The organism is Coleofasciculus sp. FACHB-1120, assembly GCF_014698845.1.
Lineage (GTDB): Bacteria > Cyanobacteriota > Cyanobacteriia > Cyanobacteriales > FACHB-T130 > FACHB-T130.
Genome location: NZ_JACJTV010000057.1, coordinates 1 through 18,419 on the forward strand (window position 1 = coordinate 1; position 18,419 = coordinate 18,419).

Genomic DNA, 18,419 nt, shown 5'->3' on the forward strand with positions numbered 1-18,419 from the left:
TGACCCCTGCCACAATCCCACTGTGGTCAATATCTTGTACTCTAATCTCAGATGCACTCATGCATCAAAAATACAATAACTCCATGCCAAAACCTGCGGAATATGGGATCAAACTATCAGGCTATGGAATTTGAGCGATGGACAACAGCCCCGCATCCTTATCGGACATTCAGACTGGGTTACTTCAGTCGCCTTCAGCTGGGATAGAAAGACTCTAGTTAGTGGGAGTAGCGACGCAACAATCAAGGTGTGGAATTTTCAGACTGGAGAATTGCTTCGCACGCTTACAGGACACTCATCTGCGGTTGTTTCTATTGCTATCAACCCCGATGGCAAAACACTCGCCAGTGGCAGCCGAGACGGTACTATCAAACTTTGGAACCTAGATGGAGAAATGCTGGATACTCTGTCTGGGCGTCATCCCGTTGCCTTCAGTTTCGATGGACAGACGCTGGTAAGTGGCGGTGAGAAGAACACCCTGAAAATTTGGCAAAAATGTGGCGCAAGTGAATCCAGTGAATCCACGGTTGATGCCGTGCCATCTGGGGAATGGTGGGAAGTTTTGGGCGTGTTCAGGAACGCGGATGCTGACGATGTTAAGCGTGCTTACCGACGATTGGGAAGGCAGTATCACCCTGATGTTAATCCTTCTACCAATGCTAAAGCTCAAATGCAGGCGATTAATCAAGCTTATGCCACGTTTGAGAAACAAGTGAGCGATCGCTAACAGCATCAATTCTTTGAGAGATTCGCCTCACAGCTTCCCTCTAGCCGCTAACTGTTTGACCGCGCCTAGTCATGAATGCTGCCATCGGGCATGATGGCTCCACTCAAATTCGCTTCGCTCAAGTTGGCTCCACTCAAGTTGGCTCCACTCAAATTCGCTTCGCTCAAGTTGGCTCCACTCAGATTGGCTCCACTCAAATCTATCCAAACCATATCTGCCTTGCTCAAGTTAGTACCGCTCAAGTTAGCTCCTCGCAAATTAACCCCAGGAAGGTTCGCTCTACTCAGGTCTATTCCTGCCAGCAATACATTTGGGGCAATCAACAACGCTCCTGCTAGTTTTGGATCAAACTCTTCAGGAAACTTAGTTTGTTCGTTGTAGAGCGCTCTCCGGAAGTTCGTTCCCACCAAGTTTGCCTCGCTCAAGTCAGCTTCATAGAGATGGGATGCGCTCAGATTAGCCTCATTCAGATTAGCTCCACTCAGGTCAGCTCCACGCAGGTCGGCAAAACTCAAGTTCGCTGCGCTCAAGTCCGCTCCAATCAAGTCTGCTCCAATCAAGTCGGTTAAACCCAAATTGGCTCTCGTCAAGTCGGTACCAATCAAGTCGGCTAAACTCAGGTTGGCTGCAATTAAGAAGGCTCCAAACATTTCAGCTCCACTTAAATCGGCTCTACGCAAGTCTGCCTCACACAAGTCGGCTTCCTCCATGTGGGTTGCTGCTAGCGTGCATCGGCTCAGAATCGCTCGACTCAAGGTAGCTTTCTTTAAGTTTGCTCCACTAAAATCCGCCTGACTGAGATTTACCCCACTCAGGTCGGCTCCACTTAAGTCGGCTAGACAAAAATCTCTTTCGCCCTCTACATATTTCCTCAGTAGTTCATCTGCGTCCATCGATTCATACCAATTTGCGGAACAGTTGCATGATTTTCAATCGGGAAAGTCGCTGACTGTCTAAGATTTTCAACTCAAAATCCCAAACCCCAAATCTAAAATTTTAGGACTCCTTCCCGCCTCCAATCAGTAGAGTAACTTTTCCTCATAAAAAAGCCCCCAATTGGGGGCAAGCTTTGTCAAAAAAGCAAAAACAAAGATTCAAATCAGATAGAGGATGGTGAACAAAATAATCCACACAATATCGACGAAGTGCCAATAAATCTCTGCGGCTTCAACGCCAAAGTGGTGTTCGCTGCTGTAGTGACCGGGTTTTAAACTGCGCCACAAAACGGCAATCATCGCCCCCAGTCCCAAAAGAACGTGGAGACCGTGGAAACCAGTCAGAACATAAAACGTGCTGGCAAACAAGTTAGTGCTGAGACCAAATTCCAAATGGGTATACTCGTAAATCTGACCCCCTAGGAAAATTGCTCCCATCAGGGCAGTTGCGGCAAACCAAGTCCTCAAACCTGCCACATCGTTCTTTTTGATGGCAGTATCCGCATTGTGGATCACGAAACTACTGGAAATCAGAATAAGTGTGTTGATTCCGGGCAGTAATAGCTCTAACTTTGGCGTTCCTTCCGGGGGCCAACTGGGTGCCACAGCGCGAAAGGCGAGATAGGCGGTAAATAAGCCGACAAAGATCATGCCTTCCGCAATCAGAAACACAATCAGTCCCTGGATGCGGAAATCATGATGTTCTACGCCGTGGGCTTCCACGGTTGCTTCTGAGTTGTGGTGATAGTTGAGGGCAGTTTTCGCTGGGTCAATCGTTGAACCTTGCATGAATCTCCTCTAGAAATTGGATACGTAATGGGTAGTAGAGAATCGGTAATAGGTCGTCTCCCGATTACCGATTACCATTACCGATTGTGACTTTCTCCTTGGCGGTCATCGGGATGCGCCGCCACTGCGGGATCGGGATCGGCACGGAGAACCGAGTCAGGGCCAGCAGCCAAGACTGGATTTCGAGGCTCATCAAGAGGTACCTCGACTTGAGTCCGGCGATCGCCCATACCATAGTCATAAGGCCCGGTGGCTAACACTGGGTCTTTCTCAAAGTTTTCCGGTGGCGGAGGTGAGGTTGTCATCCACTCTAGGGTCAGTCCTTGCCAGGGGTTATCAGGTGCCTTGGGACCCGCTATCCAACTCCAACAAGCATTGACAATGAAAGGAATGGTGGAGACGGCGAGGATGTATGCCCCAACCGTGCAGATCACGTTGAGGGTGGTAAATTTCGGGTCATACGAAGCAATCCGTCGGTTCATCCCTTCTAGACCTAGCTTGTGCATCGGCAGGAATGCCATATTGAAGCCAACCAACATCAGGACAAAGTGAACTTTGCCCCAAGTTTCGTTCAGCATCCGCCCCGTCATCTTGGGGAACCAGTGATAGAATCCGGCATAGATGCCGAAAACACTGCCGCCAAAGAGGACATAGTGCAAGTGAGCTACGACAAAGTAGGTGTCGTGAACGTGAATATCGAAGGGCACGGCTGCCACCATGACGCCACTGATGCCGCCGATGACAAACATGGAGATGAAGCCCATTGCGAACAGCATGGCGCTGTTCAGGCGCAGTTTGCCACCCCAAATGGTTGCCAACCAGCTAAATACTTTGATACCTGTCGGGACAGCAATCACCATTGTGGTGATCATGAAAAACATCCGCAGCCAGGCAGGAGTGCCGCTGGTAAACATATGGTGCGCCCAGACGATTAGCCCCAAAAAGCTGATCGCCAGACTGGAATAAGCGATCGCCTTATAACCAAAAATCGGCTTGCGGGCGTGAACCGGCAAAATTTCAGAGATCATCCCGAAGAAGGGGAGGATCATGATGTAAACCGCCGGGTGGGAGTAAAACCAGAATAGGTGCTGATACACGATGGGATCGCCCCCCCCGGTCGGGTTAAAGAAGGACGTACCCACCAGCAGGTCAAAGGATAATAGAATCAGTGCCCCTGCTAAAACTGGCGTAGCGATGAGAGCCAATGCAGAAGTGGCGAGCATTGCCCAGCAGAACAAGGGCATTTGATTCCACCCCATCCCTGGCGTCCGCATCTTCCAGATGGTGACGAGAAAATTGATCGCTGCCAGGATTGAAGAGGTTCCCAGTATCAGGACACTGAGAATCCAAATCGCTTCACCGGGTTTGCCACTGACAACGCTCAAGGGGGGATAAGAAGTCCAACCCGCACCGGGTGCCCCGACTAAGAAACTGCTCAACAGCAGCAACCCAGCCGGTGGGATGATCCAGAAGGCGATCGCATTCAGTCTCGGAAACGCCATATCCCTTGCCCCAATCAGCAAAGGCACCAGGTAATTCCCAAAGCCGCCGGTTCCCGCAGGCACGATCCACAAGAAGATCATCACCGTCGCGTGAACCGTAAATAAGCTGTTGTAAACATCTGGGGCGACAAAATCGGACTCTGGCGTTGCCAGTTCCGTGCGAACGGCTGTTGCCAGGACTCCACCAATCAAATAAAAGATAAACGTCGTGACTAGGTATTGAATCCCAATCACTTTATGGTCGGTACTAAAGCTAAAGTATTCTCGCCAATGCGTTACCTTCGGTTGTTCACCGTGGGCAGGTAGATTGGCTTTTTCTTGAAGCTCTACTTGTGTCATCTCAAATTCAGAAGTTAGGGGGGTCGGAAGAGTTTTGAGTTTTGAATTTTGAGTTTTGAATTCAATAAAAGATTTTTCAGAGAACTTTCTTAACTCACAACTCAACATTCATTACTCATCCCTCTCTTACTCAGTGGTGGTGGAGAGAGTGTAGAGTTTCGGCATCGATCCCCATTTCACTGGCGTAGGGAGCCAAAAACTCAGCATCTGAGCGTTCTGCGGGGTTTACTGCCACCGCCCGATCGAGAGCCTCCGAACTAGCAACTTCTTGCTGCTCGGCAAGCCAATTCTGGAAATCTTCGGGGGTCTGAACAATGACCGTTGTCTTCATGACTCCATGATAAGCACCACAGAGTTCCGCGCAAATTAGGGGATACTCACCGATTCTGTTGGGTGTAAACCGCAGCTCAGTTTGTCGTCCTGGAACCGCATCCTGCTTGAGGCGAAACTCAGGCACCCAAAAAGCGTGTATGACATCATTTGCCGAGATGTTCAATTTCACTTCCCGTCCCAGCGGCAGATGCAATTCCCCAGCGGTCACATCGGTTCCAGGGTAGCTAAAAAGCCAAGCAAACTGTAAACCCGTAACGTTCACAAAAAATTCTGGGTCTTGACCTTGCTTGTCAGGTGTAGGACCAATGCGACCGGAAGTTACGCCCACGTCTGATGAATCCCGCAGTTGGGGAAGTTCCTTGCGGAATTTTGCTGTAGCGGGGTCTTCCAGGACTTTTTCTTGCAGCTGCTGATTGCGATTTTCAGTATCTGTGGCGCTTTCAGCCTCTGTTAAGGTAGCTGCGAATGCGGTTCCCGCACGCTTCGCTAACGCTGCCCCTGGCATTTTGGCAACCTGCTGATGACTTGGAGCGTGGGCAACCGAGTGATCCATCGGATTCAGCCCGCCTATCTCACCATAAACCTCAAAACTGTAGATCGAGATTCCCAGGACGATCACTGCTGGAATCGCCGTCCACAGAATTTCTAAGGGAACGTTGCCATGCACGGGTGGCCCGTCCGTATCATCGCCAGGACGTTGCCGAAATCTAATTGCCGCAATGATAATTATTCCCTGAACCAGCAGGAACAGACCTGTGGAAATGGTCATCATCGCGTTAAACAGCCTGTCGATTAGGGTTGCTTCCTCAGAGGCTGCTATCGGCAAAAGACCGTGGTTTTGACCGTACCACAGGCTGACAAGGGTCAGCACAATGCCAACCAGTAAAGTTAATATCGAGCTTGGGATTTTCACGGGCTTTGTCTTGGATTTGGTGCAAAACTTCTGAACAAAACAGTTTGGGCTGATGCCCAGACAGATTCGGTCTATCTAGACTGCCTCGATTTGAAGCTGCCTTTCGATTCGATCTTAAAAAATCAGTTCAGCCTCATTAACCACGGTAAGGCAGAGATCCCATAAAGGCGATCCAATCTGGCTTATCTTTTGGGATTTTTTTGGGATCGCCACCATTGACTCTGGAAAGCTACCCGCAGACAAAGCAATTGCCGCCAAGGTTCAGCCTGCTGAGCATCTCCCGCCCTGTCAGGGATTCAGGATTTAGAGCCGGAAGGTTGCTTTTGGATTTTAGCGGTTTTTTTTCTAAGTCCAAGTGATTTTTTTTAGTTAACGACTGATTAATCTAGAAGAAACCTAAAATTTTAGAAGCCAACGTCACTGCATCGCCCGGATTCGCGTCAATTTCGGTTAAATCTCGGCAATTGGAAGAAATTCCTAAAGCGGTGGCTGATGGTGCAACCGGATTATTAGAGTGGTAGCTAGAGCCGGTCATCCTCCCTAAGTAGATGCTAGGTTGGAATTGAGCGGATACTCTGGATTTGATTAAGAAAAATTAGCTTTTTGAACGCTATGACAGAATCCGTCCTTCATCAGGATGTTCGCACTCCGGAGGATTCCCACCCAAGGGACAAGATCCGTCGCTTGGTGTTTCGGCTGGGCGTCGCTACGCTGGTTTTGATGGCGATTGGGAGTGCCACCAGAGTGATGAATGCTGGGCTGGCGTGCCCGGATTGGCCTCTATGTTACGGTCAACTGGTGCCTTCTTCGCAGATGAATCTTCAGGTGTTTCTGGAGTGGTTTCACAGGTTGGACGCAGCAGCAATCGGCTTCGGCGCGATCGCGCTAGCGGTTCTTTCCTGGTGGCATCGGCGATCGCTCCCCAAATGGCTTCCTTGGGCGTCCACCTTCGCACTCTTTTTAGTCGTATTTCAGGGCGTCTTGGGAGGGCTGACCGTAACGCAGCTGCTGCGTTTTGATATTGTCACCGCTCACCTGGGAACCGCACTGTTGTTTTTTATCACCCTACTGACAATTGGCGCGGCACTCTTGCCTTATCAAGGCACAGGCACGGTTGGAAAATTGCCTTGGGTGAGCTTAACGGCTGCCCTTTTGGTCTATCTACAAAGCCTCCTGGGTGGATTAGTGGGTTCTCGCTGGGCGCTCCATCAGTGCTTTGGGGCACAAGAGTTGTGTACGGTGATGAATAGCCACATTGCGGGTGTTGTTCCCCCAACTTTAGCGATCGTCGCTGTCGTGCTTATGGCATGGCGCACACCCGCACTGCACCCAATGCTGCGCCGTCTGGCTAATCTGGGTGGTGGTTTACTGGTGTTACAAGTGATTCTCGGTGTGGCGACCTTCCGTTTACACCTCCAAGTAGAACCCTTGACAGTCGCCCATCAGGCAGTCGGAGCCGCCTTACTCGGAACCCTCGTTGCTTTTAGTGTTTTGGCGTTGCGCGATCGCGCCAGTGTCATTCCCAACCCTTCCGTATAGCTCTTCATCGATCTGCACCCCTTCGGGTGGGACTCCACAAACAAAGCCTGCGCTCGTTTACCCTTGAGCGATCGCGTTGCGGCAGGCTAAGTAATTTAGGAAAAAATAAATAATGCAGGAAATGATAGTTGGAACCGATGTCTCCCGCAGACACCAAAACTTTCTAGAGGTCATTCAGAGTTACTACCAGCTGACAAAGCCCCGAATTATCCCTCTGCTGCTGATCACAACGGCGGCGAGTATGTGGATGGCATCAGATGGACAGGTAGACCCGCTGTTGTTATTGGTGACGATGGCAGGTGGAACTCTCGCTGCTGCATCTGCTCAAACCCTCAACTGCATCTACGATCGTGATATTGATTATGCAATGGAGCGCACCCGCCACCGCCCGATTCCTTCTGGTCGAGTGCAGTCCCGCGATGCGCTGATTTTTGCAATTGTCCTGGCTTGTCTCTCTTTCACTTTGCTGACAGTCTTCGCCAACCTGCTGTCCGCCCTCTTAGCAATCTCAGGCGTTGTCTTCTACATGGGCATCTACACCCACTTGCTAAAACGCCACACCACGCAAAACATCGTGATTGGCGGTGCAGCCGGGGCGATTCCGGCGCTTGTGGGTTGGGCAGCTGTTACCGGCACCTTAAGCTGGGCAGCTTGGCTGCTTTTCGCGATTGTGTTTGTGTGGACGCCTCCCCATTTCTGGGCGTTAGCTTTAATGATTCGAGATGACTACGCCAAAGTCGGCATTCCGATGCTGCCAGTGGTTGAAGGTGAAGTGGTCACGACTCGGCAAATTTGGCTGTACACCCTGATTATGGTACCGATGACGTTGCTGCTGGTTTATCCTTTAGGGGCGTCTGGTATTGTTTATGGCATTTTTGCCTCAATCCTGGGGAGTCTCTTTATTAAGAAAGCATGGCAGTTATTGCAGTCACCTGGAGATAAACAGGTAGCGCGATCGCTTTTTAAATACTCTATCCTCTACATGATGCTGCTTTGCACCGGCATTGTCGTTGATAGTTTGCCAGTGACGCATCAATTCACCACATTGGTAGGCGAACATCTCCAGACATTAATCAGCGAGATCGCAATTTTGCAATGATTCGGCGATTAGAAATCGCGTCTACACAAAAAAACCCGCCAAGGCGGGTTTTTTGCGTTGAAAGCGATCGCACTTTCTCTATCTCAGCTATAGGGAAGGGCGCGCTCGCATTCCCATCAATAATTCGCGCAATCGCATACATTGAAAATGACAATAGTAGGATTTACGAATGCGATCGCCAAATTATAAATGCTAGCAACCCTATAGTTTACTGTCATCTATGTCGAGTGTTTGACTATTGAATTCCAGAGTTACTAAATTTTACAGTCCACAAGCCTCAATGCGCGAGAACAGACAACCCCCCAAAACCAAATCCCATACAAACAACCGCCAACCTCGATCAGTCACACCTGCTTGAACACGCGATAGTCGTGCGGGAAAATGTCCATCGGGGGCATTTGAGGTGAAAGTAAGACCAGAATAGTATTGCCATTTGTTATTTACATACCATCCAACCCGCTCGCCAAACTTATACCAGGCTTGGTAATCGTAGTAATCACAGACGCCGCTTCGACTTCCCTGCTCTATCCAAATGCACTTCTGTACGCTAAAACCGAAGCGTCCTTGGCTGTACTTTACCCACAGCTGATCAATTATGCACAAATCCTCACAGGGGAAGTTCTTGATGTTTTCTTCTGTAAGATCGTCTCTTACTGTCTTTCCTATTACCTGTAGCATCTTAGTTAGCGTTTCCCCATCGGCTTCTTTCCAGTTACCAGTTATAAGTAGCTTTTCTAGAGGTCGATAATCAACTCCCCTAGATGAAATAAGCTTGATGGAAGGTGAAGGAAAATTGTGAGTGTGGAGTGCTAAGTGTTGAGTTGACAAAGCTGACGCCTGAGTCCTCAAAGACGAGGGCTGTGGCTTCAGAGTTTGTATCACTTCATTAGCAGACTGATAGCGATTCTTCACATAGTCTTGAAGCAGTTTATCCAATATTTGCTGCATTTGAGAACTAATGCTTGTACCGCGTGGCAGATATTCTGTCCATATCCAACGACCATTCAGGGGATCATAAATACCATCAGAACCATCTTCCTTTGGCAAACATTGAGTTAATAGCCGAACGCAAGCGACACCTAAACTGTATAAATCGCTAGCTGGGTAAACTTGACCGCGCATTTGTTCTATTGGTGCATATCCAGATGTCCCAACCGTAGTACCAACTCTACTGAGAAGCGTTCCCGTTGCCTGTTTAGAGACACCGAAATCAATCAGCATCAACTTGCCATCCTTGCGGCGGCGCATAATATTTTCTGGCTTAATATCCCGGTGAATGACACCGCGTTCGTGTACAAACTTGAGGACCGGCAACAAATCGGCTAAAAGTTGTTTTATCTTGTCTTCGCTAAAAGCTCCCTGCTGGGTCAATTCTTGTAATAAATTCTGCCCCTCAATAAACTCTTGCACCAAATATAGGCGCTTATCCTGTTCAAAATAGGCAACTAATCGGGGAATTTGCGGATGTTCTCCCAAGTCATACAATCGCTTCGCTTCTTGCTTAAAGAGTTCCGTCGCTTTCTCAAGTGCTGCCGTTCCCTGCACTTGTGGAACAAATTGCTTAATGACGCAGGGATCGTCCATTCTATCTGCATCTGTAGCTTCATAAGTTCTGCCAAAACCACCTTTACCCAAGAGTCGAATCACCCGATAGCGGTTGCGAAATAATGCTGAGAGTGCTTGCGAACCGCAGCTTTGACAAAATCTATTCCCATTGGGATTGAAGGGATTTGAGCAAGTGGGAATGGAACAATAGAGCATATCTGGGAAGGCTTTAGCAGATTGTGTCTATATTCAGTTTTCCCAAAAAACAGGTGAATATTGAGCCTCAAGCCAACAACTCATCCACCGCTACATTAAATCCCGGCAATACCGTTTGAGTGCTGACTACTTGACTTGTTGTAAACATCAACGCTTGACTTTGGGTAATCACAATTACCCATCGACTTTCAGGAAATACCAGCCAAACTTCCAAACAACCTGAATCCAAATACTCGCGTGCTTTGAGAAATATATCCTCACCCAAATCAGTGGGTGAAACGATTTCTGCAACCAGAGGGAAACTCTGCGGTAATACAGCAACATTGCCAAACTGAGCCACTAATTCAGGGGTGAGATAAGCTACATCTGGACGACGCCCTTGCTTGTGGGTGCGACAAGGAACATCTGTATAAACTTTGCCTCCCTGTCCACTTGAGATTGTGTAGCTTTTCCAGTAAAAGCCTAGATTTCCCTGAATTTCGCCATGTTTAAGCGTCATTCCACTTTTCTCCACAAGTTCCCCATCCACCCACTCCATATTTTCGGGGGGATTTCGCATAAAGTCTTCTAGAGAGAAATTTTTTGGGACAACAGCAGCAGTCACCATAGGTATTCACTCTCCTTTGCAGCATTAATCGGCGGTCTGGGTCTGAGCCAATGCTAGCGCGATCGCTTATCCGTATACTTGTCTGGCGCTGTATTGTCCTGAGATGTCACTGTACGGACTTTTCGCCTTTCAAGTAGAGAAGTCTAGTGCGGTGGGAGTATAAATCCTGATGAGGGATTGAAATACAATAGAAACAAAGAGTGTTTAGATTTGTTAATTTGGGACATCTATGGCTCCCGCTGTTTTAATCGAAAAGCTTCAGAAACGCTACGGCTCAGTAGAAGCCGTTAAAAATGTTTCCTTTCAGGTAGAGCCTGGTGAAATTTTTGGTCTATTGGGGCCAAATGGTGCCGGGAAAACGACGACCCTGCGGGTCTTGTGTACCCTGACAACACCCGATGCTGGCAAAATTGAAGTTTCTGGCATCTCCGTTGTAGATAACCCTAGGGGGGCACGGCAACGCTTGGGCTATGTGGCTCAGGAGGTCGCCTTAGATAAGGTGCTGACGGGGCGGGAACTCCTGCAACTGCAAGCCGCGCTGTATCACCTCCCCCGTGCCGTGGCGAAACAGAGAATTGAGGCGGTGCTGAGTGTCTTGGGCTTGCAAGAATACGCTGATAAAAAAACTGGCACCTACTCTGGCGGTTTACGCAAGCGCCTCGACTTAGCTGCCGGGTTGCTGCATCAGCCAGATGTCTTAGTTCTGGATGAACCAACCGTAGGGCTAGATATTGAAAGCCGTGTAGTCGTGTGGGATTTCTTGCGCCAGTTGCGAGCATCCGGGACAACAGTGCTGATCACCAGCCACTATTTAGAAGAAATTGATGCCTTAGCCGACCGGGTGGCGATTATCGACCGGGGGGTAGTGATTGCCTCTGGGACGCCTTCTGAGTTGAAGGATCGGGTGGGAGGCGATCGCATCACCCTGCGTATCCGCGAATTTTCTCCCATTGAGGAAGCAGAGAAAGCGAAAACGATGCTGCAATCTCTGCCCTTTGTCCAAGAAGCGATCATCAATAGCGCTCAGGGGAATTCCCTCAATTTAGTCGTAACGCCCCAAAGCGACGCGCTGATGACAATACAGCAATCTCTACAAGCCGCTAATTTACCGATTTTTGGCATTGCCCAAGCTAGACCTAGCTTAGATGATGTTTACCTCGCCGCTACGGGGAGAACCCTGATGGATGCAGAACTTGCAGCAGCGGGTAGCCGCGATCCGAAGGCAGAGAAAAAGCAGAATATGCGGTAGCGCCAGCTTTTACACCACCAAGCCACCAAAATCCTACATCCAATATCCCAATATCCAACATCCAAAATTGATATGAGCAGTACGATAACGCCTCCTAAACCTGACATCCGGTTGCAGCCAGAGGCAGCTGGTAAATCTAATGCTGGTGCTGCATCCAGCCTCGTTAGCGACTTTATTCAAGAAACTCTGGCTTTAACGAAGCGCTTATTCATTCAATTGCAACGGCGTCCCTCGACGCTCGTGGCGGGAATTATCCAGCCTTTGATGTGGTTGGTTTTATTCGGGGCGCTGTTTCAAAATGCTCCTCAAGGCATTTTTGGCAATGACTTGAGCTACGGACAATTTCTCGGTGCCGGAGTGATTGTTTTTACCGCCTTTGCCGGGGCACTGAATGCTGGATTGCCGGTAATGTTTGACCGGGAGTTTGGCTTTCTCAACCGCTTATTAGTTGCTCCTCTGGCATCCCGATTTTCGATTGTTGCTGCCTCAGCTATCTATATTGTGACGTTGAGCTTAATCCAAGCGGCAGTGATTGTTGCAGCCAGTGCTTTTTTAGGAGCCGGTTTACCCAATCTTTTAGGCTTGGGAGCGATCGCATTGATTGTTCTACTACTGGTTCTGGGTGTCACTGCTTTGAGCTTGGGTTTAGCTTTTGCTTTGCCTGGTCACGTCGAGCTGATTGCTGTAATCTTTGTGACCAACCTGCCTTTACTGTTTGCCAGCACAGCCCTCGCCCCTTTATCCTTCATGCCCAATTGGTTGCAGGTTGTCGCAACACTTAATCCTCTAAGCTATGCGATTGAGCCAATTCGTTATCTGTATCTCCACAGTGATTGGGCACTCAGTAGCGTCGTCATGCAATCTCCTGGGGGTGCTGTAACTTTTGGCACTGCGATATTGGTGCTTCTCGGTTTTGATGCAGTAATATTATTAGCAATTCAACCCCTGCTGCGTCGTCGGTTTGCTTAAGAATCGTCTTGAGTAATGAGTACCAAGTCTTGAGTGAGTTTTGAGTTATAAAGTTGAACATAAAGATAAATTTTTTCGTCTTTATTCAAAACTCGAAATTCAATCCTCAAAACTTTCTTAGCGTGTTTCTCCCCAAATTGTCATGAATAAAAAAACTAAACTGGTTCTCGGTGTCCTGGCTGGCATGGGATTCGCCTCCTGCTTGCTGCCTCAATTAACTCTGGCTCAATCAACCCTGTCGCAACCAGGAGCGGTCAATCCCGCAGACACTTTCCAAGAGCAAAATACAGATCCATTTTCTCGGACGAATGATGGCGGTGCTTCCGGTGTCTTTGACTTGATGCATCGAGCCACCCTAGGCAACATTCGCAGTATGGACGAGTTTAGTACCGACCAGAAGAATAATCTGAATACTGCCGCCGATCAGTTCCGGCGCGAACAACTAAAGCTTCTTGGCACTCCAAATCAGGCAGCACCTGTAGCACCTGTCACTCCAGCAAACTCAGTTACCCCCGCCTCTTCGACGCCATAACTAATCAGTATTCAAATAGTCCTGTGATTGAGAAGCCCGGTTTCCTTAATGGAAATCGGGCTTCTCGGATTATTTCTAGAGACTAAAGTCGTCGGCTCAAGAAGCTAGTGCCGCTAAGATATCCTGAGCATGACTACCCGTGTTAACGCTGGAATCAACGTGAACGATCATGCCAGTACCACCAATCACGTAGGTTACGCGCTGGGCATAACCGCTACTTCCTTCAACGTCATAAGCTTTGATAATGCTGCCATCGACATCTGCCAGTAGGGGAAAAGGCAAATTGAACTTCTCGGTGAATTTCTGGTGAGATGCTTCATCATCCTTGCTAACGCCCAAGACTACAATATCTTTGCCTTGATAGTCGGCATAGGCATCTCGAAAGCTACAAGCTTGTTTGGTACAGCCGGGTGTATCATCTTTGGGATAAAAATACAAAATCACAGTTTTTCCTGCCAAATCAGACAACGAGACAGTGTTCCCATTGGTATCTTTGGCGGTGAAAGCGGGTGCCGTTGTACCGACTGCTAGAGCCATAAATTCTATTTCCTACTCAGTTATGATTGTTTGGTGAAAATCAAATTTTACAATATTTTAAAATTCCGCTTGGGCTAAGCTAAGGTGGATGACGGCAGTTAGTCTCTTATCGAGACGCGCTGGAGAGCGTCTACAGCTACAACCATAAAGTTTGTGGGTGCGATCGCTAAAAATCGGTTAATAAATAATCGATATTGACTAGATGGCAATTTTTAATCCTCTGCTGTTTCCTGGCATTACAGAAGAAATGAATTCTATTGAGGCAAAAAACTCCCAGTCGATTCAATATTCCCCTAGCAGTGTATCCCGTGCCGAAAGGGCGATGCGCTGTTCGCCCTTCCTCCTGCCTTTGTTTGCGGCGATGCGCTCAACCAGCGTTCCTCTGCAAGCGATCGCGGGTGCTTCAGGTGTCCAACGCTCCTACACCCGCCATCCTGTGCGGGAACTAGGCGCAGAAAGTTCGCTGTTGTGGCTGATTCAGGTCGGCATCCTGCGCCGAGAGGTGGATGGTCAAGGAATCACCGATAGTTTTCGCCTCACACCCTTGGGACGCCAATTGGTTGAAAAATGGGAACTTCAGGGTGGTTCGTGGCCTGCCCCCTGTCTTAGCGATCGCTTCTATAATGCCTTAAATCGTTGGTTCCGGTTGTTTTGAGGACTGAGGACTGAGGACTGAGGACTGAGGACTGAGGACTGAGGACTGAGGACTGAGGACTGAGAACTGAGGACTGAGAACTGAGGACTAAGTAAGAATTTTTCCCTGCCCCCCTGTTTTGTGCCTTTCGCCTGCTTGCCCGCTTGCCTGCTCTTCCCTATAACCCCAAACTATTAAAATGAAAGCGATTATGGTCGTGGGAACCACATCCCACGCAGGAAAATCTCTACTAACCGCAGCACTTTGCCGGATTCTATCTCGGCGCGGCTGGCGAGTGGCTCCCTTTAAAGCGCAGAATATGGCGCTGAATGCTTACGTAACGCCCACTGGAGGAGAAATTGGTTATGCCCAGGCAGTGCAAGCTTGGGCTGCGGGAGTCACGCCCTGGGTGGAGATGAACCCAATTTTACTTAAGCCCCAAGGGGACATGACTTCCCAGGTGATTATCAAGGGCAGATCCGTCGGGCAAGTGGGTGCTGCGGAGTACTACGAGCAGTATTTTGATATCGGTTGGCAGGCAATTGAAGAATCGCTGCAACGTCTTTCCGAAGAATTTGATTTACTGGTCTGTGAGGGAGCGGGTAGCCCAGCGGAGATTAACCTTAAGCACCGCGACATGGCGAATATGCGGGTAGCGAAGCATTTAAATGCCTCAACCTTGCTAGTCGTGGATATCGACCGGGGGGGCGCTTTTGCTCATGTAGTGGGTACTCTGGAGTTGCTGGAGAAGGAAGAACGGGCGCTGATCAAAGGGATTGTCATTAATAAATTCCGAGGACAGCGATCGCTCTTAGACTCCGGCATCACCTGGCTAGAAGAACGCACCGGCATTCCCGTTGCAGGTGTGATTCCCTGGATCGATCAAGCTTTGCCTGCTGAAGATTCCTTAGATTTGTTTGAGCGTCGCACGACCAAATCTTACAGCGATCTCACCATTGCCATCATCCGCCTTCCCCGGATTTCTAACTTCACCGACTTTGACCCCCTAGAAGCAGAATCCAGCGTTACGGTGAAATACATTAGCCCCAGAGAACCCTTGGGACATCCGGATGCCGTGATTATTCCAGGTTCCAAAACCACCATCGCTGACTTGATGCTGCTGCAAAAAACCGGCATGGCGCAAGCAATTCAAAACTACGCGGCAGCAGGCGGCACCATTCTGGGAATCTGCGGCGGCTTCCAAATGCTGGGCAAATTTTTAGCCGATCCCGAAGGAATTGAAGGCGAAACCGGACGTTACAAAGGTCTGGAATTGTTACCCGTAAAAACCGTAATTACCGCTCAAAAAATTGCCCGCCAACGACTCGTAACGTCTAACTATCCTCAAGCTGGTTTACCCGTCGCCGGTTATGAAATCCATCAGGGGCGCACGCGGCTGTTGGATTCAGATGAAGGAATGGGGGCATCCGGACACGCACCCAAGCAATACTCCTACAAAACCCTGTTTGACGACCCAAGTTTAGGAATTGTCGATGCCTCTCAATCAGTTGTAGGCACTTATCTCCACGGTCTTTTTGATAATGGCCCTTGGCGAAGAGCCTGGTTAAATCACTTACGGCAGCAACGGGGGCTTCCATCTCTCCCCACAGGGGTCGCCAACTACCGCGAACACCGAGAAACCATTCTGGATTCGCTGGCAGATACGGTGGAAGCTCACCTAGATTTAAAACCTATTTTGTCTTAAGGCATTGGTAATGGGTCATTGCTTTTCACCCATTACCCATTACCAAATACCCATTACCAAATACCCATTACCAAATACCAACTACTGATGAGCGTAAGTGTACTTTTTTTACCTGACGACATTGCGGTTGACGCTGAGGTAGGAGAAGCGTTATTACAGGTAGCAGAACGGGCTGGGGTGTTCATTCCCACTGGCTGCCTAATGGGTTCGTGTCACGCCTGCGAAGTGGAGGTAGGGGACGGACATACTATCTGTGCTTGTATCACAGCAGTACCGGCAGGGTGCGAACAATTAACAATCAATCTCTACGTTGACCCCGCCTGGTAGCAAACTACACACAGGGTTGAGCCGTTAATGGAATATTTGCTTTACGGATTAGCAGTCTATGGGTTGCTAGTAGTAGCACCCTACTTGATTTTTTTTCAGCGACTTTTAGGCTTGACTCTAGAGTACATCGAATACGAAATTCGGAGCGGCGAGGAAATCCCTGCTTATATCAAAGATTTATTTGAGATTCCGTTGCCAGAACTTGAAAAGCAAGGGTTTCAGTTCCATTCCTATTTCAGCTTTAATGACATTTACCTGGATGCCTCGAAAAGCTGGGGGATGGTGCTATACAACGAGGCATTTAAAACATTCGCCAATGTAAATATTCGTAGCCTACCGGAATCAGTGAGGCTGTTTACGATTGAGTTCCTTACTTTCTTTGAGGATGGTGTCCTGTTACACACAATGAATGGACAGGCTTACGGCGTGATTGGAGAAATACCCAACACCATTCTCCAAGATCCTTACGCAGTGGAAACCCAGGAACAGTGGCAAGCCCATCAAGACAAGCTTGAGCATTTGGCGCTTACAAAAATGCCCCTCGCCATGTCATCAAAGGCGTTTATTGAGAAATTGCGATCGCATCATGTCACCTACATAGACAGCTTGGTGAAATCAGGGCAGCTGTCACCGATTAAAGGAACGGAACTGCTGCAACTCAATCTGGGTACTGCGATGAAAACAGCTATCAAGGTGGGGAGAGATAACAGCAAGTATATAACTCTCGTCAAAAAGTGGACGCGAAAGGCAAAAACAGAACCCTATCGATATGTGGAGATTCCTCCGGCGGTGGAAGTTGAGGGATTCCGCCGGATGGAACGAATCGAACGGGGACGCGCCAGAAAGGGGATAAAGTCTTGGTTGTTGCTTGGCAGTTTGGTCGTGTTTGCCATCTCCTTCACGCCGTTTTTCGACTTGCAGACACTACTGATTCTCATTGGCGTCCTGTTTTTGCACGAACTGGGGCACTTTTTGACGATGAGAGGGTGCGGCTATAAAGATACGTCGATTTTCTTCTTACCCTTATTTGGTGCTGCGGCTTCCGGACGCAAAGACAATGCTACGATTTGGGAAAAATTTCTGGTTTTGCTGGCGGGGCCGGTTCCAGGGATAATCTTAGGAGTTGCGATCGCGCTGGCAATTCCTGATTCTCTCCAGCGTTCCTTAGGGTTGCAAGAGGTAATCAGCTTTCTGGTGATTATTAACTACTTCAATCTACTTCCTATCTTGCCCTTAGATGGAGGACGCATCCTAGACTTATTAATATTTTCCCGCCATCCCTACACCGATGTTCTGTTCAAACTTTTCGCAGTCGGGTTGCTAGTTTTTATCGGCATGAGTCCAGGAACGGGGATTTTTCTTTTCCTCGGATTTTTGATTGCGTTTAGCATCCCTGCTAGCTTTCGCAGTGCCAAGATTCTGAAGATACTGCGGCGAGAATTACCTCAATCAACTGACGATGCTGATAGTGTACTGATGGCTATTTTCCAGACGCTCAAAAAGTCTGGTTACGGTTCCCTACCGTTTGCTCAGAAATACAGAATGGTCAAAGATATTGCCCAACGCTGTCGGGAATCCCATTCTAGTTGGGGAACCAGACTGTTGTTGTTAGGCGTGTATTTGGTGTGCTTATTTGGTGGTTTGATACTTGTAGGTATCAGCTTCGTACCAGTTCGTTAGCTATTTATCCGCAAATTGAGATTCAGCTCTTAGAATTCCCCCTTTTTAAGAGGGGTTAGGCGGGATCGTATCGGTTATCATCGAAAAATCATATATAGCTGTCGCCAGTTCAGTTAGGACGTAGAGTGGTGATAGAAGTGACTGGAAACTCTGTGATGGCAAAAGCTTACAGTTATGACTTACGCCGGAAGGTCATCCAAGCAATCGAGTTAGATGGACTCAACAAGAGTGAAGTGAGCGAG

At 48.7% G+C, this 18,419-nt stretch carries 18 protein-coding genes and 1 pseudogene; 11 read left to right on the forward strand and 8 right to left on the reverse strand.

The genetic code is table 11. From position 1 onward, the window contains the following. Positions 1-130 precede the first annotated feature (130 nt). Entirely contained in the window at positions 131-727 is a 597-nt protein-coding gene (locus H6H02_RS27410; RefSeq protein WP_190823140.1) for a DnaJ domain-containing protein, read from the forward strand. Positions 728-792: 65 nt separating this feature from the next. Here H6H02_RS27410 and H6H02_RS25680 read toward each other — a convergent pair whose 3' ends face one another. The 5 genes from H6H02_RS25680 to H6H02_RS25700 form a co-directional block, all read right to left on the reverse strand. Then, on the reverse strand, positions 793-1,620 hold the full coding sequence (locus tag H6H02_RS25680) for a pentapeptide repeat-containing protein (RefSeq protein WP_190823142.1): 828 nt from the start codon (positions 1,618-1,620) through the stop codon (positions 793-795). A gap of 201 nt (positions 1,621-1,821) precedes the next feature. Beyond that, positions 1,822-2,451 carry a heme-copper oxidase subunit III gene (locus H6H02_RS25685; protein ID WP_190823144.1) on the reverse strand — a complete coding sequence of 210 codons (630 nt, stop codon included), beginning with the start codon at positions 2,449-2,451 and terminating at the stop codon, positions 1,822-1,824. 77 nt (positions 2,452-2,528) lie between these two features. Beyond that, the gene (gene ctaD / locus H6H02_RS25690) at positions 2,529-4,292 is read right to left on the reverse strand and encodes a cytochrome c oxidase subunit I (RefSeq protein WP_190823146.1); all 1,764 of its coding nucleotides are present in this window, start codon (positions 4,290-4,292) and stop codon (positions 2,529-2,531) included. A 130-nt stretch (positions 4,293-4,422) separates the two neighbouring features. Continuing rightward, positions 4,423-5,538, reverse strand: coding sequence for a cytochrome c oxidase subunit II (locus tag H6H02_RS25695; RefSeq protein WP_190823148.1), 1,116 nt, complete (start codon positions 5,536-5,538; stop codon positions 4,423-4,425). 385 nt (positions 5,539-5,923) lie between these two features. Continuing rightward, positions 5,924-6,073, reverse strand: a complete 150-nt coding sequence (locus H6H02_RS25700) for a hypothetical protein (RefSeq protein WP_190823150.1) — start codon at positions 6,071-6,073, stop codon at positions 5,924-5,926. A 77-nt stretch (positions 6,074-6,150) separates the two neighbouring features. On the opposite strand from H6H02_RS25700, the gene H6H02_RS25705 reads away from it, so the two are divergent. Together H6H02_RS25705 and H6H02_RS25710 are read left to right on the forward strand one after the other, a co-directional pair. After that, complete coding sequence (locus H6H02_RS25705) at positions 6,151-7,077, forward strand: heme A synthase (protein WP_190823153.1); 927 nt, start codon at positions 6,151-6,153, stop codon at positions 7,075-7,077. 112 nt (positions 7,078-7,189) lie between these two features. Next, entirely contained in the window at positions 7,190-8,176 is a 987-nt protein-coding gene (locus H6H02_RS25710) for a heme o synthase (protein ID WP_199329594.1), read from the forward strand. Between the two features lie 261 nt (positions 8,177-8,437). Here H6H02_RS25710 and H6H02_RS25715 read toward each other — a convergent pair whose 3' ends face one another. Both H6H02_RS25715 and H6H02_RS25720 read right to left on the reverse strand, forming a co-directional pair. Further along, positions 8,438-9,937, reverse strand: coding sequence for a serine/threonine-protein kinase (locus tag H6H02_RS25715; protein ID WP_190823155.1), 1,500 nt, complete (start codon positions 9,935-9,937; stop codon positions 8,438-8,440). 67 nt (positions 9,938-10,004) lie between these two features. Next, positions 10,005-10,544, reverse strand: coding sequence for a Uma2 family endonuclease (locus H6H02_RS25720; protein WP_190823157.1), 540 nt, complete (start codon positions 10,542-10,544; stop codon positions 10,005-10,007). Between the two features lie 229 nt (positions 10,545-10,773). Between H6H02_RS25720 and H6H02_RS25725 the strand changes: the two genes are divergently transcribed. The 3 genes from H6H02_RS25725 (at position 10,774) to H6H02_RS25735 (ending at position 13,294) form a co-directional block, all read left to right on the forward strand. Further along, positions 10,774-11,793, forward strand: coding sequence for an ATP-binding cassette domain-containing protein (locus tag H6H02_RS25725; protein WP_190823159.1), 1,020 nt, complete (start codon positions 10,774-10,776; stop codon positions 11,791-11,793). Positions 11,794-11,865: 72 nt separating this feature from the next. Continuing rightward, positions 11,866-12,762: an ABC transporter permease gene (locus H6H02_RS25730; RefSeq protein ID WP_190823161.1), complete on the forward strand. Its 897-nt coding sequence runs from the start codon at positions 11,866-11,868 to the stop codon at positions 12,760-12,762. 142 nt (positions 12,763-12,904) lie between these two features. Beyond that, positions 12,905-13,294: a hypothetical protein gene (locus tag H6H02_RS25735; RefSeq protein ID WP_190823163.1), complete on the forward strand. Its 390-nt coding sequence runs from the start codon at positions 12,905-12,907 to the stop codon at positions 13,292-13,294. Between the two features lie 96 nt (positions 13,295-13,390). Here H6H02_RS25735 and H6H02_RS25740 read toward each other — a convergent pair whose 3' ends face one another. Next, on the reverse strand, positions 13,391-13,831 hold the full coding sequence (locus tag H6H02_RS25740; protein WP_190666842.1) for a peroxiredoxin: 441 nt from the start codon (positions 13,829-13,831) through the stop codon (positions 13,391-13,393). Between the two features lie 247 nt (positions 13,832-14,078). Here H6H02_RS25740 and H6H02_RS25745 point away from each other — a divergent pair, with 247 nt between their 5' ends. The 5 genes and pseudogenes from H6H02_RS25745 to H6H02_RS25765 form a co-directional block, all read left to right on the forward strand. Next, the gene (locus H6H02_RS25745) at positions 14,079-14,486 is read left to right on the forward strand and encodes an Npun_F0494 family protein (protein WP_190823172.1); all 408 of its coding nucleotides are present in this window, start codon (positions 14,079-14,081) and stop codon (positions 14,484-14,486) included. A 178-nt stretch (positions 14,487-14,664) separates the two neighbouring features. Continuing rightward, a complete protein-coding gene (gene cobQ, locus H6H02_RS25750; RefSeq protein ID WP_190823165.1) occupies positions 14,665-16,170 on the forward strand; it encodes a cobyric acid synthase CobQ in 1,506 nt (501 codons plus the stop codon). An 87-nt stretch (positions 16,171-16,257) separates the two neighbouring features. Then, complete coding sequence (locus H6H02_RS25755) at positions 16,258-16,497, forward strand: 2Fe-2S iron-sulfur cluster-binding protein (protein ID WP_190823166.1); 240 nt, start codon at positions 16,258-16,260, stop codon at positions 16,495-16,497. 27 nt (positions 16,498-16,524) lie between these two features. Then, the gene (locus H6H02_RS25760; protein ID WP_190823168.1) at positions 16,525-18,177 is read left to right on the forward strand and encodes a site-2 protease family protein; all 1,653 of its coding nucleotides are present in this window, start codon (positions 16,525-16,527) and stop codon (positions 18,175-18,177) included. Positions 18,178-18,332: 155 nt separating this feature from the next. After that, positions 18,333-18,419: pseudogene (locus tag H6H02_RS25765) on the forward strand (IS630 family transposase); the annotation flags it as partial.

Excerpts from the sequence above, each read along its gene's own strand:
- H6H02_RS25680 (WP_190823142.1), bottom strand. The coding sequence starts at position 1,620 with ATGGACGCAGATGAACTACTGAGGAAATATGTAGAGGGCGAAAGAGAT.
- H6H02_RS25685 (WP_190823144.1), bottom strand. The coding sequence starts at position 2,451 with ATGCAAGGTTCAACGATTGACCCAGCGAAAACTGCCCTCAACTATCAC.
- ctaD (WP_190823146.1), bottom strand. The coding sequence starts at position 4,292 with ATGACACAAGTAGAGCTTCAAGAAAAAGCCAATCTACCTGCCCACGGT.
- H6H02_RS25700 (WP_190823150.1), bottom strand. The coding sequence starts at position 6,073 with ATGACCGGCTCTAGCTACCACTCTAATAATCCGGTTGCACCATCAGCC.
- H6H02_RS25705 (WP_190823153.1), top strand. The coding sequence starts at position 6,151 with ATGACAGAATCCGTCCTTCATCAGGATGTTCGCACTCCGGAGGATTCC.
- H6H02_RS25710 (WP_199329594.1), top strand. The coding sequence starts at position 7,190 with ATGCAGGAAATGATAGTTGGAACCGATGTCTCCCGCAGACACCAAAAC.
- H6H02_RS25715 (WP_190823155.1), bottom strand. The coding sequence starts at position 9,937 with ATGCTCTATTGTTCCATTCCCACTTGCTCAAATCCCTTCAATCCCAAT.
- H6H02_RS25720 (WP_190823157.1), bottom strand. The coding sequence starts at position 10,544 with ATGGTGACTGCTGCTGTTGTCCCAAAAAATTTCTCTCTAGAAGACTTT.
- H6H02_RS25725 (WP_190823159.1), top strand. The coding sequence starts at position 10,774 with ATGGCTCCCGCTGTTTTAATCGAAAAGCTTCAGAAACGCTACGGCTCA.
- H6H02_RS25730 (WP_190823161.1), top strand. The coding sequence starts at position 11,866 with ATGAGCAGTACGATAACGCCTCCTAAACCTGACATCCGGTTGCAGCCA.
- H6H02_RS25735 (WP_190823163.1), top strand. The coding sequence starts at position 12,905 with ATGAATAAAAAAACTAAACTGGTTCTCGGTGTCCTGGCTGGCATGGGA.
- H6H02_RS25740 (WP_190666842.1), bottom strand. The coding sequence starts at position 13,831 with ATGGCTCTAGCAGTCGGTACAACGGCACCCGCTTTCACCGCCAAAGAT.
- H6H02_RS25745 (WP_190823172.1), top strand. The coding sequence starts at position 14,079 with ATGAATTCTATTGAGGCAAAAAACTCCCAGTCGATTCAATATTCCCCT.
- cobQ (WP_190823165.1), top strand. The coding sequence starts at position 14,665 with ATGAAAGCGATTATGGTCGTGGGAACCACATCCCACGCAGGAAAATCT.
- H6H02_RS25755 (WP_190823166.1), top strand. The coding sequence starts at position 16,258 with ATGAGCGTAAGTGTACTTTTTTTACCTGACGACATTGCGGTTGACGCT.
- H6H02_RS25760 (WP_190823168.1), top strand. The coding sequence starts at position 16,525 with ATGGAATATTTGCTTTACGGATTAGCAGTCTATGGGTTGCTAGTAGTA.